26 protein-coding genes and 1 pseudogene are annotated in these 26,518 nt (G+C 61.0%); 15 read left to right on the top strand and 12 right to left on the bottom strand.

Translation table 11 applies throughout. The features are described from left to right. Window positions 1–112 precede the first annotated feature (112 nt). The 4 genes from hisG to hisS are packed head-to-tail and all read right to left on the bottom strand — an operon-like array spanning window position 113 to window position 3,842. The gene (hisG, locus tag AGR7B_RS03115) at window positions 113–805 is read right to left on the bottom strand and encodes an ATP phosphoribosyltransferase (protein ID WP_065654370.1); all 693 of its coding nucleotides are present in this window, start codon (window positions 803–805) and stop codon (window positions 113–115) included. Next, complete coding sequence (locus AGR7B_RS03110; protein ID WP_080855998.1) at window positions 802–1,929, bottom strand: ATP phosphoribosyltransferase regulatory subunit; 1,128 nt, start codon at window positions 1,927–1,929, stop codon at window positions 802–804. The genes hisG and AGR7B_RS03110 overlap by 4 nt, the downstream gene beginning before the upstream one ends. Window positions 1,930–1,945: 16 nt before the next feature. Beyond that, on the bottom strand, window positions 1,946–2,314 hold the full coding sequence (locus tag AGR7B_RS03105; RefSeq protein ID WP_035218711.1) for a VOC family protein: 369 nt from the start codon (window positions 2,312–2,314) through the stop codon (window positions 1,946–1,948). A gap of 4 nt (window positions 2,315–2,318) precedes the next feature. Beyond that, a complete protein-coding gene (gene hisS, locus AGR7B_RS03100; protein ID WP_080855997.1) occupies window positions 2,319–3,842 on the bottom strand; it encodes a histidine--tRNA ligase in 1,524 nt (507 codons plus the stop codon). Window positions 3,843–3,999: 157 nt separating this feature from the next. On the opposite strand from hisS, the gene relB reads away from it, so the two are divergent. The 4 genes from relB (at window position 4,000) to copM (ending at window position 6,124) form a co-directional block, all read left to right on the top strand. After that, a complete protein-coding gene (relB, locus tag AGR7B_RS03095) occupies window positions 4,000–4,227 on the top strand; it encodes a type II toxin-antitoxin system RelB family antitoxin (protein ID WP_080855996.1) in 228 nt (75 codons plus the stop codon). After that, the gene (locus AGR7B_RS03090) at window positions 4,211–4,480 is read left to right on the top strand and encodes a type II toxin-antitoxin system RelE family toxin (RefSeq protein WP_080855995.1); all 270 of its coding nucleotides are present in this window, start codon (window positions 4,211–4,213) and stop codon (window positions 4,478–4,480) included. The genes relB and AGR7B_RS03090 overlap by 17 nt, the downstream gene beginning before the upstream one ends. Before the next feature lie 6 nt (window positions 4,481–4,486). Further along, complete coding sequence (locus AGR7B_RS03085; RefSeq protein WP_080855994.1) at window positions 4,487–5,251, top strand: hypothetical protein; 765 nt, start codon at window positions 4,487–4,489, stop codon at window positions 5,249–5,251. A gap of 498 nt (window positions 5,252–5,749) precedes the next feature. Next, on the top strand, window positions 5,750–6,124 hold the full coding sequence (gene copM, locus AGR7B_RS03075; RefSeq protein ID WP_065654377.1) for a CopM family metallochaperone: 375 nt from the start codon (window positions 5,750–5,752) through the stop codon (window positions 6,122–6,124). A gap of 52 nt (window positions 6,125–6,176) precedes the next feature. Here copM and AGR7B_RS03070 read toward each other — a convergent pair whose 3' ends face one another. Next, window positions 6,177–7,094: a LysR substrate-binding domain-containing protein gene (locus tag AGR7B_RS03070; RefSeq protein ID WP_080855993.1), complete on the bottom strand. Its 918-nt coding sequence runs from the start codon at window positions 7,092–7,094 to the stop codon at window positions 6,177–6,179. 81 nt (window positions 7,095–7,175) lie between these two features. On the opposite strand from AGR7B_RS03070, the gene AGR7B_RS03065 reads away from it, so the two are divergent. After that, window positions 7,176–8,219 (top strand): YeiH family protein, encoded by a 1,044-nt coding sequence (locus AGR7B_RS03065; protein ID WP_121490399.1) that lies wholly within the window; start codon window positions 7,176–7,178, stop codon window positions 8,217–8,219. A gap of 15 nt (window positions 8,220–8,234) precedes the next feature. Here the strand turns inward: AGR7B_RS03065 and AGR7B_RS03060 are convergent, their stop codons facing one another. Together AGR7B_RS03060 and AGR7B_RS03055 are read right to left on the bottom strand one after the other, a co-directional pair. Further along, complete coding sequence (locus AGR7B_RS03060) at window positions 8,235–8,678, bottom strand: hypothetical protein (protein ID WP_080855992.1); 444 nt, start codon at window positions 8,676–8,678, stop codon at window positions 8,235–8,237. Further along, a complete protein-coding gene (locus AGR7B_RS03055; protein ID WP_080855991.1) occupies window positions 8,675–9,304 on the bottom strand; it encodes a DNA-3-methyladenine glycosylase I in 630 nt (209 codons plus the stop codon). The genes AGR7B_RS03060 and AGR7B_RS03055 overlap by 4 nt, the downstream gene beginning before the upstream one ends. 236 nt (window positions 9,305–9,540) lie before the next feature. On the opposite strand from AGR7B_RS03055, the gene AGR7B_RS03050 reads away from it, so the two are divergent. Further along, the gene (locus AGR7B_RS03050) at window positions 9,541–10,317 is read left to right on the top strand and encodes a L,D-transpeptidase (protein WP_080855990.1); all 777 of its coding nucleotides are present in this window, start codon (window positions 9,541–9,543) and stop codon (window positions 10,315–10,317) included. 262 nt (window positions 10,318–10,579) lie between these two features. Continuing rightward, window positions 10,580–11,239 (top strand): outer membrane beta-barrel protein, encoded by a 660-nt coding sequence (locus AGR7B_RS03045; RefSeq protein ID WP_065654383.1) that lies wholly within the window; start codon window positions 10,580–10,582, stop codon window positions 11,237–11,239. A 230-nt stretch (window positions 11,240–11,469) separates the two neighbouring features. On the opposite strand, the gene glcF is transcribed toward AGR7B_RS03045, so the two are convergent. From glcF to AGR7B_RS03030, 3 genes are all read right to left on the bottom strand, one after another. Further along, window positions 11,470–12,771 carry a glycolate oxidase subunit GlcF gene (gene glcF / locus AGR7B_RS03040; protein ID WP_080855989.1) on the bottom strand — a complete coding sequence of 434 codons (1,302 nt, stop codon included), beginning with the start codon at window positions 12,769–12,771 and terminating at the stop codon, window positions 11,470–11,472. Between the two features lie 3 nt (window positions 12,772–12,774). Then, window positions 12,775–13,989 carry an FAD-binding protein gene (locus AGR7B_RS03035; RefSeq protein WP_080855988.1) on the bottom strand — a complete coding sequence of 405 codons (1,215 nt, stop codon included), beginning with the start codon at window positions 13,987–13,989 and terminating at the stop codon, window positions 12,775–12,777. Between the two features lie 223 nt (window positions 13,990–14,212). Further along, a complete protein-coding gene (locus AGR7B_RS03030; protein WP_080856963.1) occupies window positions 14,213–15,646 on the bottom strand; it encodes an FAD-binding oxidoreductase in 1,434 nt (477 codons plus the stop codon). Between the two features lie 110 nt (window positions 15,647–15,756). Here AGR7B_RS03030 and AGR7B_RS03025 point away from each other — a divergent pair, with 110 nt between their 5' ends. Then, window positions 15,757–16,656: a LysR family transcriptional regulator gene (locus AGR7B_RS03025; protein ID WP_020812657.1), complete on the top strand. Its 900-nt coding sequence runs from the start codon at window positions 15,757–15,759 to the stop codon at window positions 16,654–16,656. Between the two features lie 13 nt (window positions 16,657–16,669). Here AGR7B_RS03025 and AGR7B_RS03020 read toward each other — a convergent pair whose 3' ends face one another. Continuing rightward, a complete protein-coding gene (locus tag AGR7B_RS03020) occupies window positions 16,670–17,944 on the bottom strand; it encodes a DUF3422 family protein (RefSeq protein WP_080855987.1) in 1,275 nt (424 codons plus the stop codon). 296 nt (window positions 17,945–18,240) lie between these two features. Here AGR7B_RS03020 and AGR7B_RS03015 point away from each other — a divergent pair, with 296 nt between their 5' ends. The 7 genes and pseudogenes from AGR7B_RS03015 (at window position 18,241) to AGR7B_RS02985 (ending at window position 25,862) form a co-directional block, all read left to right on the top strand. Beyond that, window positions 18,241–19,014, top strand: a complete 774-nt coding sequence (locus AGR7B_RS03015; protein ID WP_080855986.1) for a FadR/GntR family transcriptional regulator — start codon at window positions 18,241–18,243, stop codon at window positions 19,012–19,014. A 103-nt stretch (window positions 19,015–19,117) separates the two neighbouring features. Further along, on the top strand, window positions 19,118–20,464 hold the full coding sequence (locus AGR7B_RS03010; RefSeq protein WP_161987672.1) for a glycosyltransferase family 4 protein: 1,347 nt from the start codon (window positions 19,118–19,120) through the stop codon (window positions 20,462–20,464). Continuing rightward, the gene (locus AGR7B_RS03005; RefSeq protein ID WP_080855985.1) at window positions 20,461–21,207 is read left to right on the top strand and encodes an HAD family hydrolase; all 747 of its coding nucleotides are present in this window, start codon (window positions 20,461–20,463) and stop codon (window positions 21,205–21,207) included. The genes AGR7B_RS03010 and AGR7B_RS03005 overlap by 4 nt, the downstream gene beginning before the upstream one ends. Before the next feature lie 299 nt (window positions 21,208–21,506). Beyond that, window positions 21,507–21,947: pseudogene (locus AGR7B_RS03000) on the top strand (NUDIX hydrolase). 162 nt (window positions 21,948–22,109) lie between these two features. After that, window positions 22,110–23,615 carry an inorganic phosphate transporter gene (locus tag AGR7B_RS02995; protein WP_080855984.1) on the top strand — a complete coding sequence of 502 codons (1,506 nt, stop codon included), beginning with the start codon at window positions 22,110–22,112 and terminating at the stop codon, window positions 23,613–23,615. Between the two features lie 17 nt (window positions 23,616–23,632). Next, on the top strand, window positions 23,633–24,370 hold the full coding sequence (locus AGR7B_RS02990; RefSeq protein ID WP_162934030.1) for a 16S rRNA (uracil(1498)-N(3))-methyltransferase: 738 nt from the start codon (window positions 23,633–23,635) through the stop codon (window positions 24,368–24,370). A 118-nt stretch (window positions 24,371–24,488) separates the two neighbouring features. Continuing rightward, complete coding sequence (locus tag AGR7B_RS02985) at window positions 24,489–25,862, top strand: glutamate--cysteine ligase (RefSeq protein WP_004432797.1); 1,374 nt, start codon at window positions 24,489–24,491, stop codon at window positions 25,860–25,862. A gap of 223 nt (window positions 25,863–26,085) precedes the next feature. Here AGR7B_RS02985 and AGR7B_RS02980 read toward each other — a convergent pair whose 3' ends face one another. After that, a complete protein-coding gene (locus tag AGR7B_RS02980) occupies window positions 26,086–26,379 on the bottom strand; it encodes a YjiS-like domain-containing protein (protein WP_004432794.1) in 294 nt (97 codons plus the stop codon). Between the last annotated feature and the right edge of the window lie 139 nt (window positions 26,380–26,518).

Raw genomic sequence — 26,518 nt, 5'->3', positions numbered from 1 at the left:
GGTCGGCGGTCGTCGGTCGGTACCCGAACCGACTAACGTAAACGAACCGTAACGTACGGTACGTACCGAACAAACGTAAACGCCGCGCTCGCGTGCGGCTTTTTTTACGTCGTCAGACCGCAGCCCTGATGCGCGAGGCGATCTCCTGAACCGCGGCATCGCCGTCATGTTCCGGCTTGCGGGCGCGCACGAAGCAGGCTTCCGAACGGACGATGATGCCGTCGGAGAGAATTTTCAGGTGGTTGGCCTTCAGCGTCGAGCCGGTCGAGGTGATATCGACGATGATATCCGCCTGCCCTGCGGCCGGTGCACCTTCGGTCGCGCCAAGGCTTTCAACGATGCGATAAAGCTGAATGCCGTGCTGGCGCGAAAAGAACTGCTGCGTCAGCCGCCAATATTTGGTGGCGATGGCAAGCCTGCGGCCATGACGGGCGCGGAATTCCGAAGCGACATCGCCGAGATCGGCCATGCTGTCCACATCCAGCCAGATTTCCGGCACGGCGACAACGACATCCGCGTGGCCGAAACCGAGGCGGGCGCAGAATTCCACCTGCGCATCGGCATTGGTCAGCCCCTCGCGTACGAGGTCCTCTCCCGTCACGCCGAAATCCACCGTACCGGCGCCGATTTCGCGGGCGATCTCGGAGGCCGAGAGATAAGCGATCTCGATATCGTCACGTCCTTCGATGCGGCCGCGATAGGAGCGGTCATTGCCGACAGCCGCGACTTTCAGCCCGGCGCGTTCCAGAACGGCGGAGGCGTCTTCCTTCATCCGGCCCTTGGAGGGCAATGCGATGGTGATCATGGCTTGTCGCTCCCGCGCACCGCTTCGATGCGATCCAGCCAGAGCGAGAAGCCCACGGCCGGGATTTTTTCCTGTGCGCCGAGCAGGGTCAGCAGCCGGTCGAAACGGCCGCCGCCGGCCAGAACGCTGTCTCCGCCAGCTTCCACCACCTCGAATACGAGGCCTGTATAATAATCGAGCGGGCGACCGAAGGCCGCGCCATAGGTGACGGTTTCGAGATCGACACCGGCATTGGCAAGCGCTGCGACGCGTTTATCGAAAGCGGACAGCGCGCCATCCAGTTTCAGCTTCGCCTTTGCGGCAAAATCCGCCAGAACCTGCGAGGCCTGCGGCAGAGGCGCTTTCAGGGCCAGGAACTGTTTGAGCAGCGCGAAACTTTCATCCGGCAGGCGCGTGGCGGCAAGCGCCAGTTTTTCCCGCAGGCGGCGGGCGATTTCCTGCGGCGCTCGGCTGGCATTGGTGGAATAGCCGGTTTCCTGCATCACCGTATCGAGATAATCGACCAGCACCGTCTCGTCGCCCGTTGCCAGAAGGCCGGCGACCCGGGCATCGAGGCCGGTCATCGGCTTGGGATGCACAAGGCTTTCCAGCAGCGCTTCCAGCTGCGCCATGTCGCCGAATGCCTGCACCAGCCGCTTCTGCCAGCCGAGCGGCAGGCCAAGGGCGGCAACCACCGCTTCGAACACCTGCTGGTCGCCCAGCGTGACGGCAAGCGCCCGGCCTGGCAGCAGGCGCTGCAGAATGCCGATGGCGTCAATCACAGCGCGGGCATCGGCGGCGGCGATATCGGTATCGCCGAGATCCTCGATGCCCGCCTGATAAAACTCGTTGGCACCTTCCCGGCGCTGGCGGAAGACTTCGCCGAGATAGGAATAACGCTTCGGCGTGCCGGTCGCCGTTTCGATATGGCGCAGGCAGACCGGGATGGTGAATTCCGGGCGCAGGCACAGGCTCTCACCCGTTTCGCTCTCCGTCATGAAGATACGGCGGCGCAAATCCTCGCCGGCCATATCCAGAAACGGTTCGGCGGGCTGGATGACGGGCGTGTTCACACGGCTCGTGCGGCGCGTGGCGAATTCTTCCAGTAGCTCTCCGGAAAATTCCGGCATGTCGATCAGGGGCATGGAACGGTACTTTTCGTCACGGTTCGAGCGGCTGCATCATTTCGATGCGGTTTCCGAAGGGATCATGGACATAAAAGCGGTGATACCCTTCAAGCGGCTCATCCTCAACCACATGGCAGCCTGCTGTTTCAAGTGTTTTTCGCAAGGTTGCCATATCATCGACCAGAAAGGCCGGATGGGCTTTCTTCGCCGGGCGGAAATCCTGCTCGACGCCGAGATGCAGTTTTATCGAACCCCGGCTGAACCAGCATCCGCCGCGTGCGGCCAGATTGGCAGGCTTTGCCTGCTCCGCAAAGCCGAGCAGGCCGCCATAAAAAGCGCGCGCCTCATCCTCACGGCCCGCCGGCATCGCCAGTTGAACATGGTCGAGCGCGAGGATCGCCATGGCCTTAACGCCCTTCGGCAGCGCGGCGAACGTCCTCTGCCTGATGCTCCAGAATCTCGCGGACCTTCGCCACCAGCTCGGCTTCCGGCACGCTGACCTGAGCCACACGCGCCTCGCGCCAGCTGGCATTGTCCTCGATCTCGCCGGACAGGCGCTTGCCTTCGATCAAATCCTTGATCTGCACCACACCTTCGGCGCGCTCGTCACCGCCCTGGATGATGGCGATGGGCGAGCCGAGACGGTCGGCATATTTCAGCTGGTTGCCGAATTTCTTCCAGTTGCCCTGATACATTTCGGCGCGGATGCCCTCGGCGCGCAGCGCCTGCGTGAAGCGTTGATAACGGCCCATGCTTTCCACATCGCCATCCATGACGGTGATGAGAACCGGTGCGAGCGGCTTGACCTGACCAAGCTTGCCGAGGTTCTTCAGCGCCGTCATCAGGCGCGAAACGCCGATGGAGAAACCCGTGGCCGGAACCGGCTGGCCCATGAAGCGCGAAACGAGGCCGTCATAACGGCCGCCGCCGCCGACGGAGCCGAACACGACCTTTTCACCCTTTTCATTGGTGACGTCGAATGTCAGTTCGGCCTCATAGACGGGGCCCGTGTAATATTCGAGGCCGCGAACGACCGAGGGGTCGATCTTGATGCGCGTCGCATCGTAACCGGCACTGGTGACCAGAGCGCCGATGATGTTCAGCTCCTCAACGCCTTCCTCGCCTTTCGAGGTGCCCGCAACCAGTTTGGCCAGATCATCGGCGCTTGCCGCATAATCCTTGATGCCGACGAAAAACAGCACCTTTTCGATCTGTTCCTCGCCAAGACCAGCGCCCTTGGTGAAATCACCAGATTCATCCTTGCGGCCGGGGCCGAGCAGCAGCTTCACGCCTTCAGGACCGAACTTGTCGAGCTTGTCGATGGCGCGCAGCACGTTCAGCCGACGACCGGCATTGTCCTCACCGCCGAGACCGATGGCTTCCATGACGCCGTCCAGCACCTTGCGGTTGTTGACGCGAATGACATAGTCGCCGCGCTGAATTCCGAGCGCTTCCAGCGTATCGGCCATCATCATGCACATTTCGGCATCGGCCTGCACTCCGGCAGCGCCCACCGTATCGGCATCGAACTGCATGAACTGCCGGAAGCGGCCGGGGCCGGGCTTTTCATTGCGGAAGACATAACCGGCGCGATAGGTGCGGTATGGCAGCTGGATTTCGTTGAAATTTTCCGCAACATGACGGGCGAGCGGCGCAGTGAGATCGTAGCGCAGGCTCATCCACTGGTCGTCATCGTCCTGCAGCGAAAACACACCTTCGTTCGGGCGGTCGCTATCGGGCAGGAACTTTCCGAGCGCATCGGTATATTCGAACAGCGGTGTTTCCACCGGATCGAAGCCGTAAAGCTCATAGACCCTGCGGATCTTCTCGATCATCTCATTGGTGGCATGAATATCGGCAACCGAGCGATCCACGAAGCCGCGCGGCAGGCGGGCTTTCAGTTTCTGAGGCTTTTTTGCTTTTTCGCTCATGATGCCGATCCGATATTTTCCTGAAATTATGCCGGTGTATTAGAGGATGAAGCCCGGTGCGGCAAGCCGCAAAGGCTCCGGTTTTACTGGCCGCTGCGGCCAAGCGGTGCTATATGGGATACATGTATCCCAATTCGGATCGGGAAGGACGCGACCCATGAGCAAACAGACGGCCATACGCCTGCCGGACGAGACCTATGAGCGGCTGAAAGCGCTGTCCGAGCGCACCGGCCGCACATCCGCCTATTACATCCGCGAGGCAATCGAGAAACATATCGAAGATATGGAGGATCTCTATCTTGCGGAGGAGGCGACGCAGCGCATTCAGCGTGGAGAATCGAAGGTTGTAAGCGCCGAGGAGTTCTGGCGTGATCTGGACAATTGAATATCACACGCTTGTCCAGAAAGAGATGCGCAAGATAAATCCGGAAATGCGCCAGCGACTCCGGAGTTTTCTGCATGAACGATTGGCGGCACTGGATGATCCACGCCAGACCGGCGCCGCCCTGCAAGGCTCCGAACTCGGAAATTTCTGGCGCTACCGGGTGGGCGATTACCGCATCATCTGCGATATACAGGATCACAAGCTCGTCGTGCTGGTGGTCGAAATCGGCCATCGCCGTGAAATCTACCGTTAGGCATTCATGATCCTCGAAGCCCTGCAATATGCCGCCACGCGCGCGGTCACGCCGAAAGAATTCCGGCCGCATATCCGCTATTCCGTCAACCTCTGGGCGCGCGCCAACCGCTGCGCCAAAGCCTGGGCGGAGCATGAAAACAACAGCCGGCAATTCGTGCTGCAATCGGCCAGAAAGCTGAAGCAGCGGCGAACGGCCGTCGTGCTGGGGTCTGGCCTGTTACGCGATGTGCCCTATGATGCGCTGGTGGCGATGTTCGATACGGTCGTGCTGGTCGATCTGGTGCATCTCGCCAGCGTGCAGGCGAAGCTGCGCCTCAATGCCAAAAAGAATGTCCGCATCGCCAACCGCGATCTTTCCGGCTTTGACGATGTTCTCGCCGGTCGGCCGGCGGAACCGCTCGATTTCCTGCGGCGGGTGCCCTATCTCGATCTCGTGGTATCGGCCAATCTCCTGTCACAGATCGGCACCGGCGCACGCCACCGGCTGGAGCGGGAAAAGATCGCAGATGCCCCGGACGATCTTCTGCCGAAGCTCATTCACACCCATCTAGAAGCGCTGGCTGGCCTGCCCTGCAAGGCCTGCCTGATAACGGACACCTCCTTCGACGTGATCGGCAAAGACGGCAACCTGCACCAGCATGAAGACCTGCTGCATGGCATCGAGCTTCCCGCCCCCGCCGCCGCATGGGAATGGCCGCTTGCCCCGTTTGGCGAGGAAAGCAGGGATTATCGCATCGTGCATCACGTCATCGCGCGTGAACTGACCTGATCGTCATGCTTATTCCATAATTCCAGCAGTAAATTCACGCCATGTCCCAGGTGGTCCGCACATTGATGTTCCTTGCCTTCCTGCTATACGGCGCAATGCCGGCGCAGATGGCGATGAGCATGCCGATGGCCTCGGGCATGGCAGCATCCTCGCAGTCGCCAATGAAACATGACGGTGCCCATTCGCATCGAGCCCCGGATCGGGACCAAGTGTCTCGGGCGCATGCGGAGAATGGGGCTCACGGAGGGGTCACGGGCGGTTGCTGCCCGCATGGTGAAGATGCCGCACATCCCGGTTCCTGCGCCGCCTGCCTGATCGTGGTTCCGCGAACTATCTTCGCCGATAGTGGCCGGGTGACCTTTGACTATCCCAAGCCGCAGCGCGGCATCGTCTTTGACGGCAAGGCTTCCGCGCCGCCGCTACCGCCTCCCCGCGCCTGACCCCAGATTTTTTCAGACCCGTCTTCGAAAAATCCGTCAGACACAGGAAGGATAATCCATGTCTATCAAGACCATTACGCTCGCCGCCGCTTTTGCGGCCTCTCTCGCCATGCCCGTTCTCGCACAGGAAGCGGGCGGACATGCCGGACATGACATGTCAAAAGGCAGTATGAGCGACAGCGCTTCCACCAAGGCCTTCATGGAAGCCAGCAAGAAGATGCATGGCGATATGGCCATCGATTATAGCGGCGATTCCGATGTCGATTTCGTGCGCGGCATGATCCCGCACCATCAGGGCGCAATCGACATGGCCAAGGTCCAGCTCGAATACGGCAAGGACCCGGAAATCCGCAAGCTGGCCGAAGAGGTCATCAAGGCGCAGGAAGGCGAGATCGCCATGATGAAGGCCTGGCTGAAGTCCAAGGGCAAGTGACGACCGCTAGTGTCAAACGGGGAGCGCCGGCTGGCGCTCCCTCCCCCCAAGGTTACAACCCCGCAAGACCGGCCTTGTAGTCCTCCGAGGCCGCACGGCTGAGGCGCTCCAGCTCCATGGCCGCCCGGCTGGTATGGCGTTCCTTGTGGCGCAGCAAAGCAAAGTTGCGGGCAGGCAAATCGATGCCGGCTCGGACCAGCAGCCCCTGCCGCAGAAATAGCGAGGCGACGGAGGCAGAAACTGCCGTGGCCGCGCCGCCGGAGCGTGCCGCCATTACCACCGCCTCATTGGACGGCAGTTCCAGCATGACGGACAGTTCAGCGGGGTCCACCCCCATCTGCCGCACCGCCGCCTCGAAGGCGGAGCGGGTACCGGAGCCCTGCTCGCGCAGAACCCATGAGGTGCCGTAGAGCATATCGAGCGCGGTGAGATAACGGCCATCCGCGAAGGGATGGGCCGAACCGGTGACCACCAGAAGCTTGTCGGAGACCACCGGCTGCACCATCAAAGCCGGCTCATCGATCCTGCCTTCGATGAAACCGACCTCTGCCAGACCGTCCAGCACGGCCTGTGTAACCGTCTTGGTATTGCCGATATCGAGCCGCACGGTCACGCCCGGATAAAGCTTCTTGAACTGCATCAGGATCGGCGGCAGCCAGTAGCTTGCAATGGTCTGGCTGGCGCAGACGGTGATTTCGCCGCGCGTCAGCCCGCCCATTTCGGAGAGAATCAATTCCGCATTGCGCACACGCGCCAGCGTCGCCTTCGCTTCGCCCAGAAACGCCCGGCCGCTTTCGGTCAGTTCGATGTTGCGGCCGACGCGATGGAACAGCTCGACATTATAAAAGGCTTCGAGATTCTTGATGGCGGAGCTGACGGCGGAGGCGGTCAAACCGATGGCTTCGGCGGCCCTTGTAAGGTGCTCGCGTTCGGCAACGGCGATGAAGATGCGGAGTTGTTCGAAGGTCATGGCTTTTCATTCGATTTTATCGAATAATATATGCCATATTATTTGATAGAATAAAACAGGTCGCTACGGCATTGTCTGGCCATGGCACAACATCGCACCCTCGCTCATCCCTTTCAGTTTTCGCTTCGCTGGCTCACCCCGCTTCTGCCGGGCATTCTCATCTGCGCGGCGGTCAGCTGCGCCGCCATTCTGGCGGAGCGCTTTCAGGTGCGGCTTGCAGGCCATGCATGGCTCGGCGATCTGGTGCTCGCCATTCTGATCGGCACGCTGCTGCGTTCGCTGGTGTCTCTGCCCGCGGTTGCCTCGGCCGGCATCAAATTCAGCGCCAAGACGCTGCTTGAAATCGCGGTGGCGCTTCTCGGCGCATCCTTGAGCCTCTCCATCCTCAAAGGTGCCGGCGGTTTGCTGATCGGCGGCATTGCGCTGATCGTGGCGCTGTCGCTGATCGTCAGCTATGCCGCCGGGCGGATGCTCGGTCTGCCGCCCAAGCTTGCGACGCTGATCGCCTGCGGCAACTCCATCTGCGGCAATTCCGCGATTGCCGCCGCCGCACCCGCCATCGGCGCCAAGCCGGAAGATGTCGCCGCCTCGATTGCCTTCACGGCCGTTCTCGGCGTCGCCGCCGTGCTGCTGATGCCGTTCCTGCCGCAGCTTCTGGGTCTCGACGCCACCCAATATGGCATCTTTGCCGGCCTGACGGTCTATGCCGTGCCGCAGGTTCTGGCCGCTACAGCCCCGCTCGGCGCAATCGCCGTGCAGACCGGCACCATCGTCAAGCTCATCCGCGTGCTGATGCTGGGGCCTGTGATCGCCGCCCTCTCCGTCATCCATGGCCAGTCCGGCACGGAACGCCTGAGATTGCAGCAGATGGTTCCGTGGTTCATCATCGCCTTCGTGCTGATGATCATGGCCCGGTCCTTCGGCATCATTCCCGAGGCTCTGATCGGCCCTGTCGCCTCGCTTTCCAACATTCTCACCATCATGTCGATGGCGGCACTGGGCCTTTCGGTCGATATTCGCAGCCTTCGCCATGCAGGCGGCAAGGTTATCATCGCCGCCAGCCTTTCGCTCGTGCTGCTTGGTGTCTTGAGTTTCGGCCTGATCGTGCTGACCCAGGCGGCCTAGGCAAAAGGCGCGCTGTTATTTCCCGGTGCTGACCGTCAGCGTGTAGTGCGCGCCGAGACCGCGGCGTGGCGATCCCAGGATGAGCGTCGGGCGGATCAGCCACTCCGTATCCGCCTTCGGCGTCAGGGTTGCGACCTTGCCTTCGGAATCGCTGAAGAAGATCGCGTCCTCATCCGGCGTCGAAAAATCGAAGACCGCCATCAGCACGAATTCGCTGGAAGCGGCAAGCTCGATCTTCACCGTCTGCCCGGCCTTCACCTTCAGGCGATAGACATCGCCGCGCCCGCGCCGCGTCCAGCCGTCAAGCTTCAGCGGCCCGGCCGGCGGCAGCGCCACCTGCTTCAGCCTTTCGCCGTCATCGAGCCAGATACCGTCGACATTGCGGCCTTCCGCGAAGGAAGCATGCGGCACGGCGGCCACGGCCATGGTGAGAGCCAGAAAAAGGGAGGTTACCTTCATGGACGTACAAACTCCCGCCGCATGGCCTCTATCGGCTGGCGGCAATGACAGCCTTCGATATGGTCGTTGACCATACCCATGGCCTGCATGAATGCATGGACGGTCGTCGGGCCGACGAAACTCCAGCCCCGCTTCTTCAGGTCCTTCGAAAGGCGAATGGAGGCGTCGCTGGTGGGGTTGGCCCTTAACGTCGCATAGTCCAGCCTTTGCGGCCTTTCTGCGGCGGCCGGTTCGAAACCCCAGAAATAACGGGCGAGCGAACCGAATTCATCGCGCAACTCCATGGCGCGGCGGGCATTGTTGATGGTCGACACGATCTTGCCGCGATGGCGGATGATGCCCTTGTCGGCAAGGCATCGCTCGATATCGGCCTCACCGAATTCCGCCACTTTTTCGAATTCGAAGTTGGCGAAGGCGAGACGGAACGCCTCGCGCTTGCGCAGAACCGTCAGCCAGGAAAGGCCGGACTGGAAACCTTCCAGACAGATCTTCTCGAAAAGGCGGCGATCGTCGGTGACGGGATAACCCCATTCCTCGTCGTGATAACGGCTGTAATCCGCAAGCCCCTGCTGCCAGAAACACCGCACAAGGCCATCCGCGCCCGTTTCAAGTCCCGCTTCATTCATTTCGCAACCACCCTTTTCCGCTCCCGCCCGTGACCGGTTCAGACCGCGCACTTACCACTCATTCACCACGTTTCAAAACCGGGTGCTAACCTTAAATCCAGCTTTCCCTAATCAAGCGCTTTTTAATGAACAGCCATTTACGATTCGCTGGCGTCGAGGTGCGAACGTGTCCGGCAAAGCGGGCGAACAGTCCCGCAAATCCATAGTTGCGACATCCCGCAGAGAGAGTCCACCCGATGACGATGAAGTCCGTTTTTCTGGCGCTGAGCCTCGTTTCCACCTTTGCCGCCCCGGCCGCCATGGCCAATGAGCGTTATCGCGAGCGCCCGCCCGTCGTCGTCAGCCCGGATCTTTCGGCCCCCTGGGTCACCCAGCTCGGCGGTCGCGGCAATGTCCGCCCCGTGGTTTATCCGCGCGCGCCTGCCGCACGCCAGCCGTTCTTTCAGCAGCGCCAGGCCGCCATGCCGCAGCGCCCCAGCTCCGGCGTCACATCGCAGCGCCCGGCACGGGTGCAGAATGCCGCCGTCCGCCCCAACGCGCCGGTGCGCACCCAGATCGCGCCGCAATTCCTGCCGCAGATCGTCACCTATCCGACCACTGAAAAACCCGGCACCATCGTCATCGATACGCCGAACCGTTTCCTTTATCTCGTTCTCGTGGACGGCAAGGCCCGGCGGTACGGCGTCGGCGTCGGCAAGCCCGGTTTCGAATGGGCCGGCACCCACAAGGTAACCCGCAAGGCGGAATGGCCGAGCTGGACCCCGCCGAAGGAAATGATCAGCCGCGAGGCGAGGAAGGGACACTATCTGCCGGCCTTCATGGAAGGCGGCCCGGCGAACCCGATGGGCGCGCGCGCGATGTATCTCGGCTCGACGCTTTATCGCATCCACGGCACCAACCAGCCGTGGACGATCGGCAGCAACAATTCCTCCGGCTGCATCCGCATGCGCAACGAGGATGTCACCGATCTTTACGAGCGCGTCAACGTCGGAACCAAGGTCATTGTGATATGACGGCAACGGTTCAGCCTTTCCGGCCGCTTCAGAGCCGGTGTGGCGGCGTATCCGCTTGAATTGCCGCCTTGCGGCGGTACAATCCGGCTCACTTCATTGGAATGAAACTTGGCGGGGGACGCCAGGAGCCGGACCTCTCTCAGGGGATGATGGAACGGCCTTAAAACGGGTGGTCAATCGGCCGCCCGTTTTTCGTTTCTGTCATTCAAATGTTATCAAAAAACGGTTTGGTGAATTACTGATATCAATCTGGATTCACTCCATGCCGCGCCATTGTTTATTTGTTTGCGCCCTGCTGTTCAGCGGCGCTTCCTTCTCTGCCGCAATCGCGGGCGAATTTGAAATTTCCGGTTATGGCGGCTGGCAAAGCGCGCCGCACAGCGATGTGAAGGTCTCCGACGGGCCGGATTTCCGGGCCGGATGGGAAGGCAAGTCGTTTTCCAATCCGCCCTATTGGGGCGTGCGCGGCACCTACTGGTTCGATGAGGGCCAGCTGCGGAATTTCGGCATCTCGCTCGATTTCACCCATGACAAGGTCTATGCCGACGACCAGACGCTTGCCCGTTCCGGCTGGTCGCATTTCGAATTCACCGATGGCCTGAACCTACTGACGCTCAACGCTCTCTACCGCTTTCCGCTGGAATCCCTGCCCATCACCCCTTACGTTGGCGCCGGCGTCGGCATCAACGTACCGCATGTGGAAGTATATCGCCCGTCAGGCAAGACCTTCGAATACCAGTTCGGCGGCGCAACCCTGCAGGCGCAGGCCGGCCTCAGCTACCGCATCACCGACAACTGGTCGACCTTCGTGGAATATAAGGGCACCTATTCCTTCGTCGACGTCGATATCGACAATGGCGGCTCGTTGAAGACCGATATCATCACCAATGCGGTGAATTTCGGCGTGGCGTATAAGTTCTAAAAGATATGGCCGAGAGCGTGCCGCGTGGACGACGCTCTCTTCCTTCGTCATTCCGGCCATGAGCCGGAATCCAGTCAGCCCAAGTCATTGGGCTGGAAAGACTCTTCTCTTCTCGTCGCGCCGACGCGCGCCGGCTGGATGCCGGGTCAAGCCCGGCATGACGGATGCCGAAAGTGCGTGCGCGAAAGCTGCCTCGGGTACTGCGCAGTCGAAAGTACCACGGGACGTTTCTAAACCAAAAGCCTCGCCGGTTTCGGCCCGCCATAGGCCCAGTCCAGCAGCTCCACCGTGTGCAGGATAGGCATATCCGTGCCGGTTCCGATCTGGGTGATGCAGCCGATATTGCCGGTGGCGATGACATCCGCCCGGGTGGCCTCGATATTCTTCACCTTGCGCGCCTTGAGCCTGGCGGAAATCTCCGGCTGCAGGATGTTGTAGGTTCCCGCCGAGCCGCAGCAGAGATGCCCTTCCGCCGGATCGCGCACGGTAAAACCCGCCGCCTTCAGGAGTTGTTTCGGCGCAAGCGTGATCTTCTGGCCATGCTGCATGGAGCAAGCGGAATGATAGGCGACCGTCAGACCCTGGCTTTGCCCTTGCGGCAGATCGAGGGTGGCGAGATACTCGGTGATGTCCTTCGCCAAAGCCGAGACCCGCGCGGCTTTTTCGGCGTAAGCCGGATCGAGCCGCAGCATATGGCCGTAATCCTTGATGGTGGTGCCGCAGCCGGAAGCGGTGATGATGATGGCATCGAGACCGCCACTCTCCATCTCGCGCGTCCAGACATCGACATTGCGCCTTGCCGAGGCGAGCGCCTCTTCCTCGCGCCCCATATGATGCACCAGCGAACCGCAGCAGCCCTCCCCCTTCGGCACCACGACCTCAATGCCGAGCCGCGCCAGCAGGCGCAACGTCGCCTCGTTGATGCCGGGATCGAGCACCGGCTGGGCGCAGCCGGTGAGGATCGCAACGCGTCCACGCTTCTCGCCTTCGGCCGGCCGCTCTCCCGGACGGGTTGACGCGGAGGCCGCAGGCACGGCGGCGGGGGCGAGAGCGAGCATGGATTGCAGCGGCTTCAGCGCCGGAACTTTGGCAAGCAGACCGGAGAAAGGCCGCGCCAGCCGGGCCAGATGCAGGGCCAGCCGGAAACGGGCGGGATGGGGCAGGACGGCAACCAGAAGATTGCGGATCAGCCGATCCATAAAGGGCCGCTTGTATGTCTGTTCGATATGGGCGCGGGCATGATCGACCAGATGCATGTAATCCACGCCGGAAGGACAGGTGGTGGTGCAGGCAAGGCAGGAGAGGCAGCGGTCGATATGGGTGACGACCTCGCGGTCTGCCGGGCGGCTGTTTTCCAGCATGTCCTTGATGAGGTAGATGCGGCCCCGCGGGCTGTCCAGCTCGTTGCCGAGCGTGACATAGGTGGGACAGGTGGCGGTGCAGAAGCCGCAATGCACACATTTGCGCAGGATTTTTTCGGATTCCGCCACATGCGGATCGGCCAGTTGTTCGGGCGTGAAGGATGTTTGCATGGTTCAGACGGCCCTTTCCATCGTTACGGCCATCTTGCCGGGATTGAAGATGCCCGCCGGATCGAGCTTCTCCCTGATACGCGCAGAAAGCAGCGCTTCCGCCGCCGGTCGCGGTTCGAAGGCAGCGACCGTGGCGCGCACCGCATCGCTCGCCCTCACCAACGTCGCGTGGCCGCCGCCGAGCGCCCGGATCGCGCCGCGCAGCAAATCCGCCTCGGGGTCCGCCTCCATCTGCATCCAGACAAGGCCGCCCTGCCAGTCGTAAAAGGCGTCGATGCCCGCTTCCATGCGCAGCGCCGCGACAAGCTGATGACCAACCGAAGGCGCGACCGATACTTTCCACAAGGGCTTTGCCGCCTGTCCGACATAGGGCGCGACATCGCGCACCTGACGCCACAAAAGCCTGCTCTCCTCGCCCTCCAGCAGCGCCCACGGCCCGACCCGGTCCATGACGGAAAGGAGTTTGGCCGTGCGCGCCTCCACCGAGGCGGAGAGCCCTTCCAGCCGCAGGATAGTCGCCGGGCCGTCCGGTAATCCGCCATCGATGAAACGGGAACGAACGCTTTCCGGCAGATGCGCCGCGCCCGAAACCTCGACACTCATCGCCATCGCCGCCGCCATGATGCGCGTCGCCGCTTCATCGTCGAGACCGGAAACGACCACGGTTTTTTCCGCAGGCGGTTTCGGCAGCACGCGGAAGGTGACTTCGGTGAGGAAACCGAGTGTACCGAACGATCCGGCCAGGAACTTCGACAGATCGAGCCCGGTGACATTCTTCATCACCCGGCCCCCGGCCTTGATGACCTCACCGCTGCCGTTGACGAAACGGATGCCGAGCAGGCTGTCGCGGGCCGCACCGGCCACATAACGGCGGGGGCCGGAAACATTGGCGGCGAAGACGCCGCCGATGGTCGGTTCACCTTCGGTGCCCATGATCGGGCGGTGATCCATCGGCTCGAAGGCCATCATCTGGCGGTTTTCTGCAAGGGCGGCTTTGACGGTTGCGAGCGGGGTTCCGGCCTTGACGGTCATGACCATTTCGGCGGGCAGGTAGGAGACGATGCCGTTCATCGCGCGGGAAGAGAGTGCTTCATCTGCTACGACAGCATTGCCGAAACCGGAGCGGGTGTTGCCGCCAAGGATTTTCAGCGCGGCTTTTCGGGTTGCGTGGTCGCGGATGATGTCGGCGACCTGGGTTTCTGCGTAGGGGGTCAGCATGGGGTGGTGGGCTCCGGGCATCGGACAGCGACGTTTGCGCGAGGGACACCCCCCTCTGCCCTGCCGGGCATCTCCCCCTCAAGGGGGGAGATCGACAAGCGGATGGCACCCTGCCAATGAAACGAGCGAGGGCGGCATATCGATCTCCCCCCTTGAGGGGGAGATGCCCGGCAGGGCAGAGGGGGGTAAGCCACACCCACCATCGTCACAAAACTCACACCCATCATCCCCTCCCCTCCAGCGGAAACACCTTGGAAGGGTTCATCAGCCAGTCCTCGTCGAAAGCCGCACGCACCGCCATCTGCTGGGCAAGATCGGCCTCGCCATACTGGTGGCGCATCAGATCGCGTTTTTCGATGCCCACACCATGTTCGCCGGTCAGACAGCCGCCGGCATCGACGCAGAGCTTCAATATTTCATTGCCTGCCTCTTCCGCGCGGGCCGCATCCTCCGGATCGTTGGCGTTGAACAGGATAAGCGGGTGCATGTTGCCATCGCCGGCATGGAAGACATTGGCGACGCGCAGGCCGAGGCGGTCGGTGATTTCGCTGGTCTTTTTCAGCACGTAGGAAAGCTGGGAGAGCGGCACGGTGCCATCCATGCAGATGTAATCCGCGATGCGGCCGGTTGCGCCGAAGGCGGATTTGCGGCCTTTCCAGATCGCCGCCGCCTCCATGGCCGACTGGCATTCCTTCACCGTCTTCACGCCATGTTTTCGGGCAATCGCCACGATGTCGGCCAGCATGGCGTCCATTTCCGCCTCGGAGCCTTCGACCTCGACGATCAGCAGCGCGCCGACATCCAGCGGATAGCCCGCTTTGGCGAAGGCCTCGCAAATTTCGATGGCCGGCTTGTCCATGAATTCGATGGCGACCGGGATGATGCCCGCGCCGATAATATCGGCAACGCAGGAGCCGGCTTCCTCCGACGTCTCGAAGCCGAACAGCACCGGTCGCGCGCCTTCCGGCTTGGCGATCAACCGCACCGTCGCTTCTGTCACGATACCGAGCTGGCCTTCCGAACCGCAGACGAGGGCGAGCAGATCGTAGCCGGCAGCATCGAGGTGCTTACCACCCAGTTCCAGCACCGTTCCATCCGAGAGCACCATTTTCACGCCGAGCAGATTATTGGTGGTGACGCCGTATTTCAGGCAATGCGCGCCGCCGGAATTCATGCCGATATTGCCGCCGATGGTGCAGGCAAGCTGCGAGCTGGGGTCCGGTGCGTAAAAGAAACCTTCCGCGCCGGCCGCATCGGAAATGGAAAGATTGGTGACGCCCGCCTGCACCCGCGCCGTACGGTTATAAAAATCCAGTTCGAGGATCGAGGCCATCTTGGAGAGGCCGATCACCACCGCATCTTCCTGCGGGATCGCGCCGCCGGAGAGCGAGGTGCCGGCCCCACGCGGAACGACCGGAATGCCGTAGCGGTGACAATATTTCATTACCGCCGCCACCTCTTCCGTCGTTTTCGGCAACGCCACGGCCAGCGGCAGGCGGCGATAGGAAACGAAGGCGTCGGTTTCGAAAGGCACGAGTTCGCGCGGTTCGTGCACAATACAGTCCGCCGGCAGAATATCCTTGAGGTCCGCTATGATGCGGTCGCGGCCGGCGACGACTTTCGCGCGCGGCTCCAGAAACTTGATCGGCTGCGTCACCGCGCCTCCTCCCTGCCATTTTCCCAACTGGTATTCTTTCTTTACCACTTTGAAACGGCGCAATCAAATGTTATGGATTTTTTCCATTCTGGAAACAATCGAGGGCAACTATGACGAATCTGGGCGATCTGGAAGTCTTCGCAAGCGTTGCCGCTTCCGGCAGCATGTCGCTGGCCGCAAGGGAGCTTGGTTATTCGCCCGCCGTCATTTCCAAGCGCATCAAGCGGCTGGAAGAAAAGCTCGGCGCGCGACTTTTCCAGCGCACCACACGGCAAATCTCGCTGACCGAAGCGGGACAGGGCTTTTACGAGCGGGTGCTTGCCGTGCTGGAAGGGCTGGAGGAGGCCGAGGATTTCGTCTCCGGCCGCGCCAATACGGTCAACGGCACGCTGAAGGTTTCCGCGCCGACCTCCTTCGGGCGCATGCATATCGCGCCGCATCTGAAGGGTTTCATGGAGCGGCATCCTGATCTTTCGGTCAATCTGGTGCTGAGCGACGAATTCATCGACATCATCGAGGGTGGTTACGATCTGGCCATCCGTATCGCCGATCTGAATTCCTCCAGCCTCGTGGCCCGCAGGCTGGCGCCAGTGCGCCGCGTACTTTGCGCTTCGGCGGAATACGTTGCTGCCCATGGTATGCCGGCGACAATCGAGGATCTGAAAAAGCACCGCTGCCTGCCGGCTCATAATAACGATGTCTGGCGGCTGGAGGGACCGGGCGGCGCGATGAGCATTCGCCCGGAGGGGATGCTCATCACCAATTCCAGCGAGGTGATCCGCGAGGCGGTGATATCAGGGCTCGGCATTGCGCTGCGCTCCACCTGGGATATCGGCCATGAATTGCGCAGCGGCAAGCTGGTGCAGGTTCTGCCGGGTTATGAGGGATCGCGAAACGTCACGCTCTCGGCGGTTTATCCGAGCCGGCAGTTCCTGCCTGCGAAGGTTCGGCTGTTCATCGATTATCTCGCCGGGCTTTATGGGCCTTCACCCTATTGGGAGCAGGGTTGAGGGACATTACCCCTCAGTGCCCGCCCTCGGCATGGGAGCGGCGGATGCGGCGCACCACCCACCAGACGCCGAGAACCGCGAAGGGAACGGAGATGCCGGTGACGACGGCGGGGTCGAGCGGCAGCACATCGTGGCTGATCGCCTTGGTGAGATAACCGATCAGACCGACGACATAATAGGAGATGGCGGCGACCGAGAGGCCTTCGACCGTCTGCTGCAGGCGAAGCTGCATGGCGGCGCGCTTGTTCATGGTGTTGAGCAACACCGTATTCTGCCGCTCCAGTTCCACATCGATCCAGCTTCGGACGAGCGCCGTGGCGCGATAGAGCTTGCGCGACAGGTTGGCCTGCCGCTCCTCCACCGACTGGCAGGTGCGCATGGCGGGCGCCATGCGCCGTTCCAGAAAGCTGCCCATGGTCTCATGGCCCCGCACCGGGGTTTCCGCAAGCGCCCGGATACGTTCGCGCACGATGCCGTCATAGGCGCGGCTGGCGCCGAAACGATAGAGGCTGAGCGCGGCATTGGCTTCCAGTTCGGCCGCAAGCCGGGTCATTTCCGCCAGCAGCGCATCGGCCTCGTCGCGCGCGCCGTTTTTCATGCGCTGGGTGATACCCGTCAGGCCATCTTCGATACGGCGGATTTCCGGCGAGAGCGTCTGCGCCATCGGCAGGCCCAGCATGGCAAGGGTGCGATAGGTCTCGATATCGAGAAGCCGCTGCACCAGCGCGCCGCGGCTGTAATCGCTCAAGCCCCGGTCGATCACCAATATCTGTGTCAGCCCGTCGCGATCCTGCCGGAAATCGGTGAGGATCGCCGCCTGACCGTCGCGCACGTCGCTGTGACAGAGGCTGGTCGGCTCGAAGATCGTCTCCGCCTGAGACGCCACGCCATTTTCCGGGCGGATTTCCAGCCGCACGCCCGAGATCAGCGAGCCGGGCGGCGAAAAGCCGTCGCCGAAGGGATCGCCGGCAATCTCGCCGCCGAATTTTTCCGGCGCGGGGCCATCCCAGAACCAGGTCGAAAATTCGGTATGCCGCTCCCAGCGCAAGGTCCCCTGCCCCCAGGGCATGGCATGGTGGCGGGCATCGCGCTCCGGTGGCGCAACACCGCGGCTGCGCGACATTTCCGCGATGACCGAGTGATGCACGGCCGAACCACCATCCATCATGAAGGCAAGCTGGACGATGATGCGCGAGGGTGCGAGAAGCACCGTCGGTCGCGCATGAACCTCCCCGAGCGCCAGCGATCTTTCCGGCGCGCTTGCGAAAGCAAATCTACCCTTGGCCATTGCGATATCGTCCCCGCCTGTTGCGCCGGTTTTATTAAAACATTGATCGCGATGAAAACATCGCAATCGAAGCCGCTGTCATTGTTTTGATCCACCTGGGGGAAAAATCCGCTATCGTCATCCTTGCCCTGCCGCTGCTTTAACAAAAGCCAATTCGAAAAGGCAGATGCCGTGTTGCCGCAGGCATGGCACGGACGAGGCGTAGAACTGGATAGAATATTTGACCAGTGCGATGCTTCGCTGATAATTTGCCCGCCATCGAAATACGGGGCGGGATTTCGCCGGAGACTTCTGCGATGGACGAAACGCTTTTTGCGCGCATCGAGCACAGCCGCACATCGCAGGAGGTGATCCTACGTTTCGAGGAACTGATCCTCGACGGCATATTGCGCGATGGCGACAGGCTGCCCGGCGAGCGCGAACTGGCGCAACGCCTCGATGTCTCGCGGCCGATCCTGCGGGAAGCGCTGAAGGAGCTTGAGACCCGTGGCCTCCTTACCAGCCGGCATGGCGGCGGCACCTATGTTGCCGATATTGTCGGCCCGGTCTTTTCAGACCCCTTGAGCGCGCTGATTACCCGCCACAGCCGGGCGACGCGCGATTTCCTCGAATATCGCCGCTATATCGAAGGCATGACCGCCGAACTTGCCGCACAGCGCGCGACCGAGCCGGACAGGCGCAACCTCGCCGCCATCGTGGACAGAATGCGGGAAGCGCATGAGGCGGGCCGTTTCGAAGAAGAGCTTGCGGGCGATGTGGAATTTCACAACGCCATCGGCGAGGCGGCGCATAATATCGTGCTGATGCACACGTTGCGCTCCTGCTACCGGCTTCTAAGCGACGACATCTTCTACAATCGCCATCTCATCTTCACTGTCGCGGGCGCCCATGACGAGGTGCTGAGGCAACATATCGCCATCCACGATGCGATTGCCGCCGGCGATGTGGCTGCGGCAAGGGCGGCGGCGGAGGCCCATATCGACTTCATCGTGGAGACGACATCCAAGGCGCATCAGGCGCGGGAATGGGACCGGATTTCGCGCCTGAGGCAGCAGCAGCGAAGCCCCTGAAAACGCCATCCGGCGAAATGCGGCACCCGGTTTTTTCAGATTTTGATGGAACCTTTTGTGCGCTTTGGTCTTTTTATCGGGTTAATTGGAAAAATTTACCAAGATGGGACCCATGACGACCACGAGCGAAACTGAACGCTATCCGCGGATAGCTCTCATATCGACGCATGGCTATGTCGCCGCGCACCCGCCGCTGGGCGCTGCGGACACCGGTGGACAGGTGGTTTATGTGCTTGAGCTTGCACGCAAACTCGGCCAGCTCGGTTATACTGTCGATCTTTACACCCGCCGCTTCGAAGACCAGCCGGAATTCGATGAGGTCGATGAGCGCGTCCGCGTGGTGCGCATTCCCTGCGGCGGGCGCGATTTCATTCCCAAGGAATATCTGCACCGTCACCTGATGGAGTGGTGCGAAAATGCACTGCGCTTCATCAAGAAAAACGACCTGAATTATTCGTTCATCAACAGCCATTATTGGGATGCGGGCGTCGCCGGCCAGCGGCTTTCCGAAGCGCTGAAAATCCCACATTTGCACACGCCGCATTCGCTCGGCATCTGGAAAAAGCGCCAGATGGAAACCGACTATCCGGAAAAGGCCGATACGTTCGAACTGGAATTCAACTTCAGGGAACGTATCCAGCACGAGCTGATCATCTATCGCAGCTGCGATATGGTGATCGCCACGACGCCGGTGCAGCTCGACGTGCTGATCGAGGATTACGGTCTGAAGCGCAAGCACATCCACATGATCCCGCCAGGTTATGACGACAACCGTTTCTTCCCTGTTTCCGATGCGACGCGGCAGATGATCCGGCAGCGTTTCGGTTTCGAGGGCAAGACGGTGCTGGCGCTTGGACGCCTTGCGACCAACAAGGGTTATGACCTGCTGATCGACGGTTTTTCCGTGCTTGCCGAGCGCGAACCGGAAGCCCGGCTGCATCTGGCGGTCGGCGGCGAGAATATGGACGAGCAGGAAACCACGATCCTCAACCAGTTGAAGGAGCGGGTGAAAGCGCTCGGCCTAGAGGATAAGGTGGCTTTTTCCGGTTATGTCGCGGATGAAGACCTGCCGGACATCTATCGCGCGGCCGATCTCTTCGTGCTTTCCAGCCGTTACGAACCTTTCGGCATGACCGCGATCGAAGCGATGGCGAGCGGCACACCAACCGTCGTTACCATTCATGGCGGGTTGTTCCGGGCAGTCAGTTATGGCCGCCATGCGCTGTTTGCCGATCCTTTCGACAAGGAAGACCTCGGCATCACCATGATGAAGCCATTCAAGCATGAGCGGCTTTACGGGCGGCTTTCCCGCATGGGGGCGCACAAGGCGCGCAGCCTGTTCACATGGACCGGCATTGCCCAGCAGCTTCTCGCCCTTGTGGAAGGCAGGACCATGATGCCGGTTCTGGAAGAAGCCGATTGGGCCGAACCATGGAACGACGGCGATTGAAACCGCTTCGCCTTTTTTCCACCGATCTCGACGGAACCGTCGTCGGCGATAACAACGCCACGCGCCGGTTCCGCGATTTCTGGCATTCGTTGCCGGAGGGTCAACGTCCTCTTCTGGTTTTCAACAGCGGCAGACTGATCGACGACCAGATTGCGCTCATCGAAGAGGTGCCGCTGCCGCAGCCCGACTACATCATCGGCGGGGTCGGCACCATGCTGCACGCGAAAGAGCGAGGCGAGTTGGCAAACGCCTATACACAGTCCCTCGGCACCGGTTTCGACCCCCAGAAGATTGCCGAGGTCATGGCCGGAATTCCCGGTGTGACGATGCAGGAAGAGCGTTACCAGCACGGCCTGAAATCGAGCTGGTTCCTGCATGACGCCGATGACGCCGCGCTCGAAGAGATTGAGGCCGCGCTTGTGGCGGCCGATATCGATGCCCGTATCGTCTATTCCAGCGACCGCGACCTCGACGTCTTGCCGAAAGCCGCCGATAAGGGTGCCGCGCTGACATGGCTATGTGGACAACTACAGATCGGCCTCGACGAATCAGTGGTTGCAGGCGATACTGGCAATGATAGGGCGATGTTTGAGCTAAAGAATATTCGCGGCGTGATCGTGGGCAATGCCCTGCCGGAGCTCGTCTCGCTGACATCTCATGATACGCGCTTCTTTCACTCGGCTGCGAAGGAGGCTGACGGTGTGGTCGAAGGCCTCCGGCACTGGGGATTAACCCCGGACTAAAAACAGCCCCGGCTACAATTCATAGCGGCTTTGCAATCCGTATGCTTGAAGGCGGGCGGAGAGGGTATTACCGCATCGGCTGTCCGGCCGGGGAACCACCCGGTCGCAGCTTTGTTCGCATATCTACCATGCCCACCTTTGCCCGCAGGCTTCATCAGCGTGAAGACAGTAGTGGGTTATGGGCGAAAGGGGATTGGCGGAACTTACGGCACATCTATATTAGCAATTACCACTACCCAGCAAAAAAGGATCAATCCGGATTGAAGATTTTGAATCGATTGGCGACAGATGTTGGCTTGATGTTGCGCAGACCGCCGCGACAGCAATATGCAGCGCTGTGCTATCGATTGTCCAAGAAGCATCCGGAGCCGGAAGTGTTGCTGCTGACCAGCCGGGATACGGGGCGCTAGGTCATTCCCAAGGGCTGGCCCATGGCCAACAAGAAGGCCCATGCGGTGGCCGAGCAGGAAGCTTATGAGGAAGCCGGTGTCAAAGGCACGGTGGAAAAGGCGCCCTTCGGTTATTACGAATATGAGAAAAAGCTGAACAGCGGCGTCAACGTACCATGCAGGGTTCAGGTGCATCTGCTCGAAGTTTCGGAGATGCAGGAAAGCTTTCCCGAAAAGCAATCCAGACGTCTGGAATGGGTCAGTCCCCAGGAAGCGGGAAAACGCGTCAACGAGCCGGAATTGAAAGCGCTGATGCTCGCTTTCGACAAGCGGATGACGCATTCGAAATAGCGCGCCCGCCCCGAACGTGGCAATGTGCAGTTTGTTTTTCCAACATGGCTTTTATCGTCTTTCCTTTTGGAAAGATGTGCGAGATGTAACAGTCTTTCTGTAAAATTGCCTTCAACCTGCGACACTGCCGGACGAAAGGGAATGCTGGCAAACGAGGTCTGAATGGCAATCAAGCCGCCATCGAATATGAAACCGACGCTCGACAAGGATCTCGACAAGATTACCCGTGTCGAAGAGGCGACGCTGCATGTCACGCAGCAGCTTGCCGGCCTTGGCGCGGGGTTCATGTTCGTTGTCCTGGCGGCCATCTTCGCCGGCGTCTTCGTCACCGGCACCGCGGGTTCGGTCATCATCATCGCCGCCGTCGCCATCGGCGCCTATATGGCTATCAATATCGGCGCGAATGACGTCACGAACAATGTCGGCCCGGCGGTTGGGGCCAAAGCCATGCCGCTTGCCGCCGCCCTCATCATCGCCGCCATCTGCGAGATTGCCGGCGCGCTGATCACCGGCGGCAATGTGGTCGAGACCATCTCCAGCGGCATCATCAATATCGAGACAATTCCCGACAGGACCGCCTTTTCATGGGCAATGCTGTCGGCGCTTCTCGCCGCCGGCCTTCTCGTCAATATCTCGACATGGACCAAGGCGCCGATTTCCACCACCCATACGGTGGTGGGCGGGGTTGCGGGCGCGGGAATGGCCGCCTATGGGGCGAAGGCGGTCGACTGGATTTCGCTCGGCAGCATTGCCTTCGCATGGGTTCTGGCACCCTTTATCAGCGCCATCATCGCCGTCGCCATCCTTGCTTTCATCAAGGAATTCATCATTTACCGCGAGGACAAGCTCACCTCCGCCCGACTGTGGGTTCCGGTTCTCATCGGTTTGATGGCGGGCGTCTTTATGGCCTATCTCATCTGGGTCGGATTGCGGCAGCTCATGCATGTGTCGCTTGGCCATGCCAGCTTCACAGGGCTGGTGACCGGGTTCGTGGTCTGGCGGCTCTGCGTGCCGATCATCCGCAAACAATCGGAAGGATTGGAAAACCGCAACCAGTCGCTTCGAATCCTGTTCCAGTGGCCGCTGGTTCTCGCCGCCGGCCTTATGTCTTTCGCCCATGGGGCGAACGACGTTTCGAATGCCATCGGGCCCGTTGTTGCCATCGTGCGGGCCCTGCATGACGAGGCGGTGAGCACATCCGCCCGCGCACCGATGTGGGTGATGCTGGTCGGCGCCTTCGGGCTTTCCTGCGGTATTCTTCTTTATGGCCCGCGCCTCATCCGTCTCGTCGGCGAGCAGATCACCAAGCTCAATCCGATGCGCGCCTTCTGCGTTTCCGTGGCCACGGCGCTCACCGTGCTCGTTGCCTCACGCTTCGGCCTGCCGGTCAGCACCACCCACACGGCAATCGGCGCGGTGTTCGGCGTCGGTTTCTTCCGCGAATGGTACACGCAATCGTCGCGGCGGCGGCAGGAGCTTGTTCAGGCTGGTGACGGCAAGCCCCGCCGGTCCGAAAGATATGCCGACAATCCTTCCGAGATACGCCGCCGTTATCTCGTCCGCCGCTCCCACTTCATGACGATCATCGCCGCCTGGCTGGTCACCGTTCCTTCCAGTGCAGCGCTTGCGGCGCTGCTCTACTGGCTCATGTCGTCCCTCTTTCTCTGAACCTGAAACAGAATCCCATGCGCGCCAATTTCCGGATGCAACGCCTGTATATCGAAGCCAGCCTTGCCGAAGGCGTCGCGCAGGAGGCGACGGGCGAACAGTTCAATTATCTCGCCAATGTGCTGCGCATGACCGACGGTGCGGAAGTCCTGCTGTTCAACGGTCGCGATGGCGAATGGAAAGCGAAACTTGCCTTTCCGAGCCGCAAAAAGATCGTGCTCGTCCCAATCGAGCAGACACGGCCCCAGCCGAACGCCCCGGACCTGCATTATCTTTTCGCGCCGCTGAAAGTCGGGCGCATGGATTATCTGGTGCAGAAGGCAGTGGAGATGGGCGCCGGCCTGTTGCAGCCGGTGATGACGCAGCATGTTCAGGGCAAGATCCACAATACCGAAAAACTGCGCGCCAACGCCATCGAAGCCGCCGAGCAGTGCGGCATACTGTCCCTGCCCGAGGTGGCCGAGCCGGTGAAACTGAGGGATATACTCGAGACCTGGCCCCGCGACCGGCGCATCATCTATTGCGACGAAGGCGATGCGGGGCAAAATCCGCTGCCGATCCTGCAAGCCGTCACGGAGCGCAAACTTGCCCTGCTGGTCGGCCCGGAAGGCGGATTTTCCGAGGAAGAAAGGGAGCTTCTGCGCAGCCTTTCCTTTGTTACCCCCATTCCGCTGGGGCCGCGTATCCTGAGGGCCGATACGGCCGCCGTCGCTGCGCTCGCGGTCATTCAGGCGGCGATCGGCGACTGGAATTGAATGGCCCCATTGCGCTTCATGCATCTTTAAAAGAAATTCATTTGCCTCCGGATACGATCCGGCCCTATCTGCCAATCATATGCCTCGCCGCAACAGAGACGTCATAACAAGGTAAGCCATGGCACGCGACACGACCGACCAGACCCCCCTCTCCTCCGTCACGGAGCTTACAGATTATCTGGCGGGCGGTTGCAAAGCTGAAGCCGATTTCCGCATCGGCACCGAACATGAAAAATTCGCGTTTTTCCGCGAGGATAACAGTCCCGTTCCCTATTTCGGCGAAGCCAGCATTTCAGCACTTTTGAAGGGCATGCAGGAAAAGCTTGGCTGGGAGCCGATCATGGACGGCGGAAACATCATCGGCCTTGGCGAGCAGCACGGCATGGGCGCCATTTCCATCGAGCCGGGCGGCCAGTTCGAGCTGTCGGGCGCGCCGCTCGAAAACCTGCACCAGACCTGCAAGGAATCCAACCAGCATCTGGCGACGCTGCGCGAAGTGGCCGAGCCGATGGGCATCCGTTTCCTCGGCATTGGCGGCAGCCCGCTGTGGAGCTATGACGAAACGCCGCGCATGCCGAAATCGCGTTATGCGATCATGACGCGCTATATGCCGAAGGTCGGGACCAAGGGTCTCGACATGATGTACCGCACCTGCACCATTCAGGTTAACCTCGATTTCTCCTCCGAAGCGGACATGCGCCGGAAGATGCGCGTTTCCATGAAGCTGCAATCGCTGGCAACAGCGCTCTTCGCCTCCTCGCCCTTCACCGAAGGCAAGCCGAACGGTCTTCTTTCCTGGCGCGGCGATATCTGGCGCGACACCGACAACCGCCGCTCGGGCGTGCTGCCCTTCACCTTCAGCGATGACTTCGGCTTCAAGGACTATGTGGAATGGGCGCTCGACGTGCCGATGTATTTCATCGTGCGCGACGGCAAATATCATGATTGCACCCATGTCACTTTCCGCCAGTTCATGAACGGTGCGCTGAAGGGTGAAATCGCCGACTGGCAGCCGACTATGGGCGACTGGACGAACCATCTTTCCACCCTGTTCCCGGATGTGCGCCTGAAGCGCTTTCTGGAAATGCGCGGTGCGGATGGCGGCCCGTGGAGACGCATCTGCGCCCTTCCCGCTTTCTGGGTCGGCCTTCTTTACGATGACGAGGCGCTGACAGCTGCCGATGCGCTGACCGCCGGCTGGAGCTTCGACGAGGTCATCGCCCTTCGCGATGCCGTTCCGGCCAAGGGTCTTTCCGCCGAGATCGCCGGCAAGCCGCTTCTCGGTCTCGCCCGCGAGGTGCTGGATATTTCCCGCACCGGCCTTAAAAACCGCAAGCGCCTGAACGGCGAAGGCCAGGACGAAACCGTGTTCCTGTCGTCGCTGGATGAAGTTCTTGCCAAGAAGACCACGCTCGCCGAAGACCTGCTTGCGCTTTACAACGGTCGCTGGGGCGGCTCCGTGCTGCCGGTGTTCGAAGAATATCAGTATTGAGGCAGTGCCGCTAAAATTGCGACGCCATTAAAAAAGCCCGGCGCGGCCGAGGGGCCTGACACCGGGCAAAGGCAGGGCTATTGGCAAATCACCCTGCGGGGAAAACTTTTCCGTTCGAAAGCAATTCCGGCGGCTGGAGGTCTGCCGGAATTGCCCGAACATTCTGGAACGTTTTGGCGCATTTCCGGACGGAAAACCGGGGCCCGCCTTTCCTGGAAATGCTTTAAACGGTCTTGAACCGGGTCACCGCGCGGTTGCGTGCGGCGCGGGTCAGATGGGCGGTCGGATCCTCGAGCAGGCCGGTATTGAGCGCATCCCTCACATCCGAGCGCGCCAGACCGATATCGGCCAGAAGGCGGTCATCGAGTTCCGTGAGACCATTGGCCACGATACGATTGTAGATGCGCTGCAAGAACGTTTTAACGCGGAAAGCAAAGAGGCCGGCGACACGACGAAGCGTATCGTTCTGCCTGGAGGTTGCGAGTTCCAGTTCCATTCTCCGTTCTGCCGTGCGCATGACACTTATCCTTTCGTAACGGCACGATGCGGCACCGCCCCCGGCGCACCACGCGCGAGAAGCTGCCTCGGGTTGGGGGCCTGACGTTTCGCCGGCCCGGGGTTGATATTGATTTGCTGGGTGTCAAAATGTCGCAAGA

The sequence above is a fragment of the Agrobacterium deltaense RV3 genome (assembly GCF_900013505.1).
Taxonomy (GTDB): Bacteria; Pseudomonadota; Alphaproteobacteria; order Rhizobiales; family Rhizobiaceae; genus Agrobacterium; species Agrobacterium leguminum.
The sequence above is the reverse complement of the archived record's forward strand: the minus strand, read 5'-3'. Positions and strand labels throughout refer to the sequence as shown.

Bases quoted from the DNA above. Each gene is read 5' to 3' on its own strand.
- AGR7B_RS02990 (WP_162934030.1), top strand. From the start codon at position 23,633: ATGCGCGCCAATTTCCGGATGCAACGCCTGTATATCGAAGCCAGCCTT.
- AGR7B_RS03110 (WP_080855998.1), bottom strand. From the start codon at position 1,929: ATGCCCCTGATCGACATGCCGGAATTTTCCGGAGAGCTACTGGAAGAA.
- AGR7B_RS03045 (WP_065654383.1), top strand. From the start codon at position 10,580: ATGCCGCGCCATTGTTTATTTGTTTGCGCCCTGCTGTTCAGCGGCGCT.
- AGR7B_RS02995 (WP_080855984.1), top strand. From the start codon at position 22,110: ATGGCAATCAAGCCGCCATCGAATATGAAACCGACGCTCGACAAGGAT.
- AGR7B_RS03085 (WP_080855994.1), top strand. From the start codon at position 4,487: ATGATCCTCGAAGCCCTGCAATATGCCGCCACGCGCGCGGTCACGCCG.
- AGR7B_RS03020 (WP_080855987.1), bottom strand. From the start codon at position 17,944: ATGGCCAAGGGTAGATTTGCTTTCGCAAGCGCGCCGGAAAGATCGCTG.
- AGR7B_RS03105 (WP_035218711.1), bottom strand. From the start codon at position 2,314: ATGGCGATCCTCGCGCTCGACCATGTTCAACTGGCGATGCCGGCGGGC.
- AGR7B_RS03050 (WP_080855990.1), top strand. From the start codon at position 9,541: ATGACGATGAAGTCCGTTTTTCTGGCGCTGAGCCTCGTTTCCACCTTT.
- AGR7B_RS03070 (WP_080855993.1), bottom strand. From the start codon at position 7,094: ATGACCTTCGAACAACTCCGCATCTTCATCGCCGTTGCCGAACGCGAG.
- AGR7B_RS02980 (WP_004432794.1), bottom strand. From the start codon at position 26,379: ATGCGCACGGCAGAACGGAGAATGGAACTGGAACTCGCAACCTCCAGG.
- copM (WP_065654377.1), top strand. From the start codon at position 5,750: ATGTCTATCAAGACCATTACGCTCGCCGCCGCTTTTGCGGCCTCTCTC.
- AGR7B_RS03065 (WP_121490399.1), top strand. From the start codon at position 7,176: ATGGCACAACATCGCACCCTCGCTCATCCCTTTCAGTTTTCGCTTCGC.
- hisG (WP_065654370.1), bottom strand. From the start codon at position 805: ATGATCACCATCGCATTGCCCTCCAAGGGCCGGATGAAGGAAGACGCC.
- AGR7B_RS03060 (WP_080855992.1), bottom strand. From the start codon at position 8,678: ATGAAGGTAACCTCCCTTTTTCTGGCTCTCACCATGGCCGTGGCCGCC.
- AGR7B_RS03035 (WP_080855988.1), bottom strand. From the start codon at position 13,989: ATGCTGACCCCCTACGCAGAAACCCAGGTCGCCGACATCATCCGCGAC.
- hisS (WP_080855997.1), bottom strand. From the start codon at position 3,842: ATGAGCGAAAAAGCAAAAAAGCCTCAGAAACTGAAAGCCCGCCTGCCG.
- glcF (WP_080855989.1), bottom strand. From the start codon at position 12,771: ATGCAAACATCCTTCACGCCCGAACAACTGGCCGATCCGCATGTGGCG.
- AGR7B_RS02985 (WP_004432797.1), top strand. From the start codon at position 24,489: ATGGCACGCGACACGACCGACCAGACCCCCCTCTCCTCCGTCACGGAG.
- AGR7B_RS03015 (WP_080855986.1), top strand. From the start codon at position 18,241: ATGGACGAAACGCTTTTTGCGCGCATCGAGCACAGCCGCACATCGCAG.
- AGR7B_RS03010 (WP_161987672.1), top strand. From the start codon at position 19,118: ATGGGACCCATGACGACCACGAGCGAAACTGAACGCTATCCGCGGATA.
- relB (WP_080855996.1), top strand. From the start codon at position 4,000: ATGAGCAAACAGACGGCCATACGCCTGCCGGACGAGACCTATGAGCGG.
- AGR7B_RS03025 (WP_020812657.1), top strand. From the start codon at position 15,757: ATGACGAATCTGGGCGATCTGGAAGTCTTCGCAAGCGTTGCCGCTTCC.
- AGR7B_RS03055 (WP_080855991.1), bottom strand. From the start codon at position 9,304: ATGAATGAAGCGGGACTTGAAACGGGCGCGGATGGCCTTGTGCGGTGT.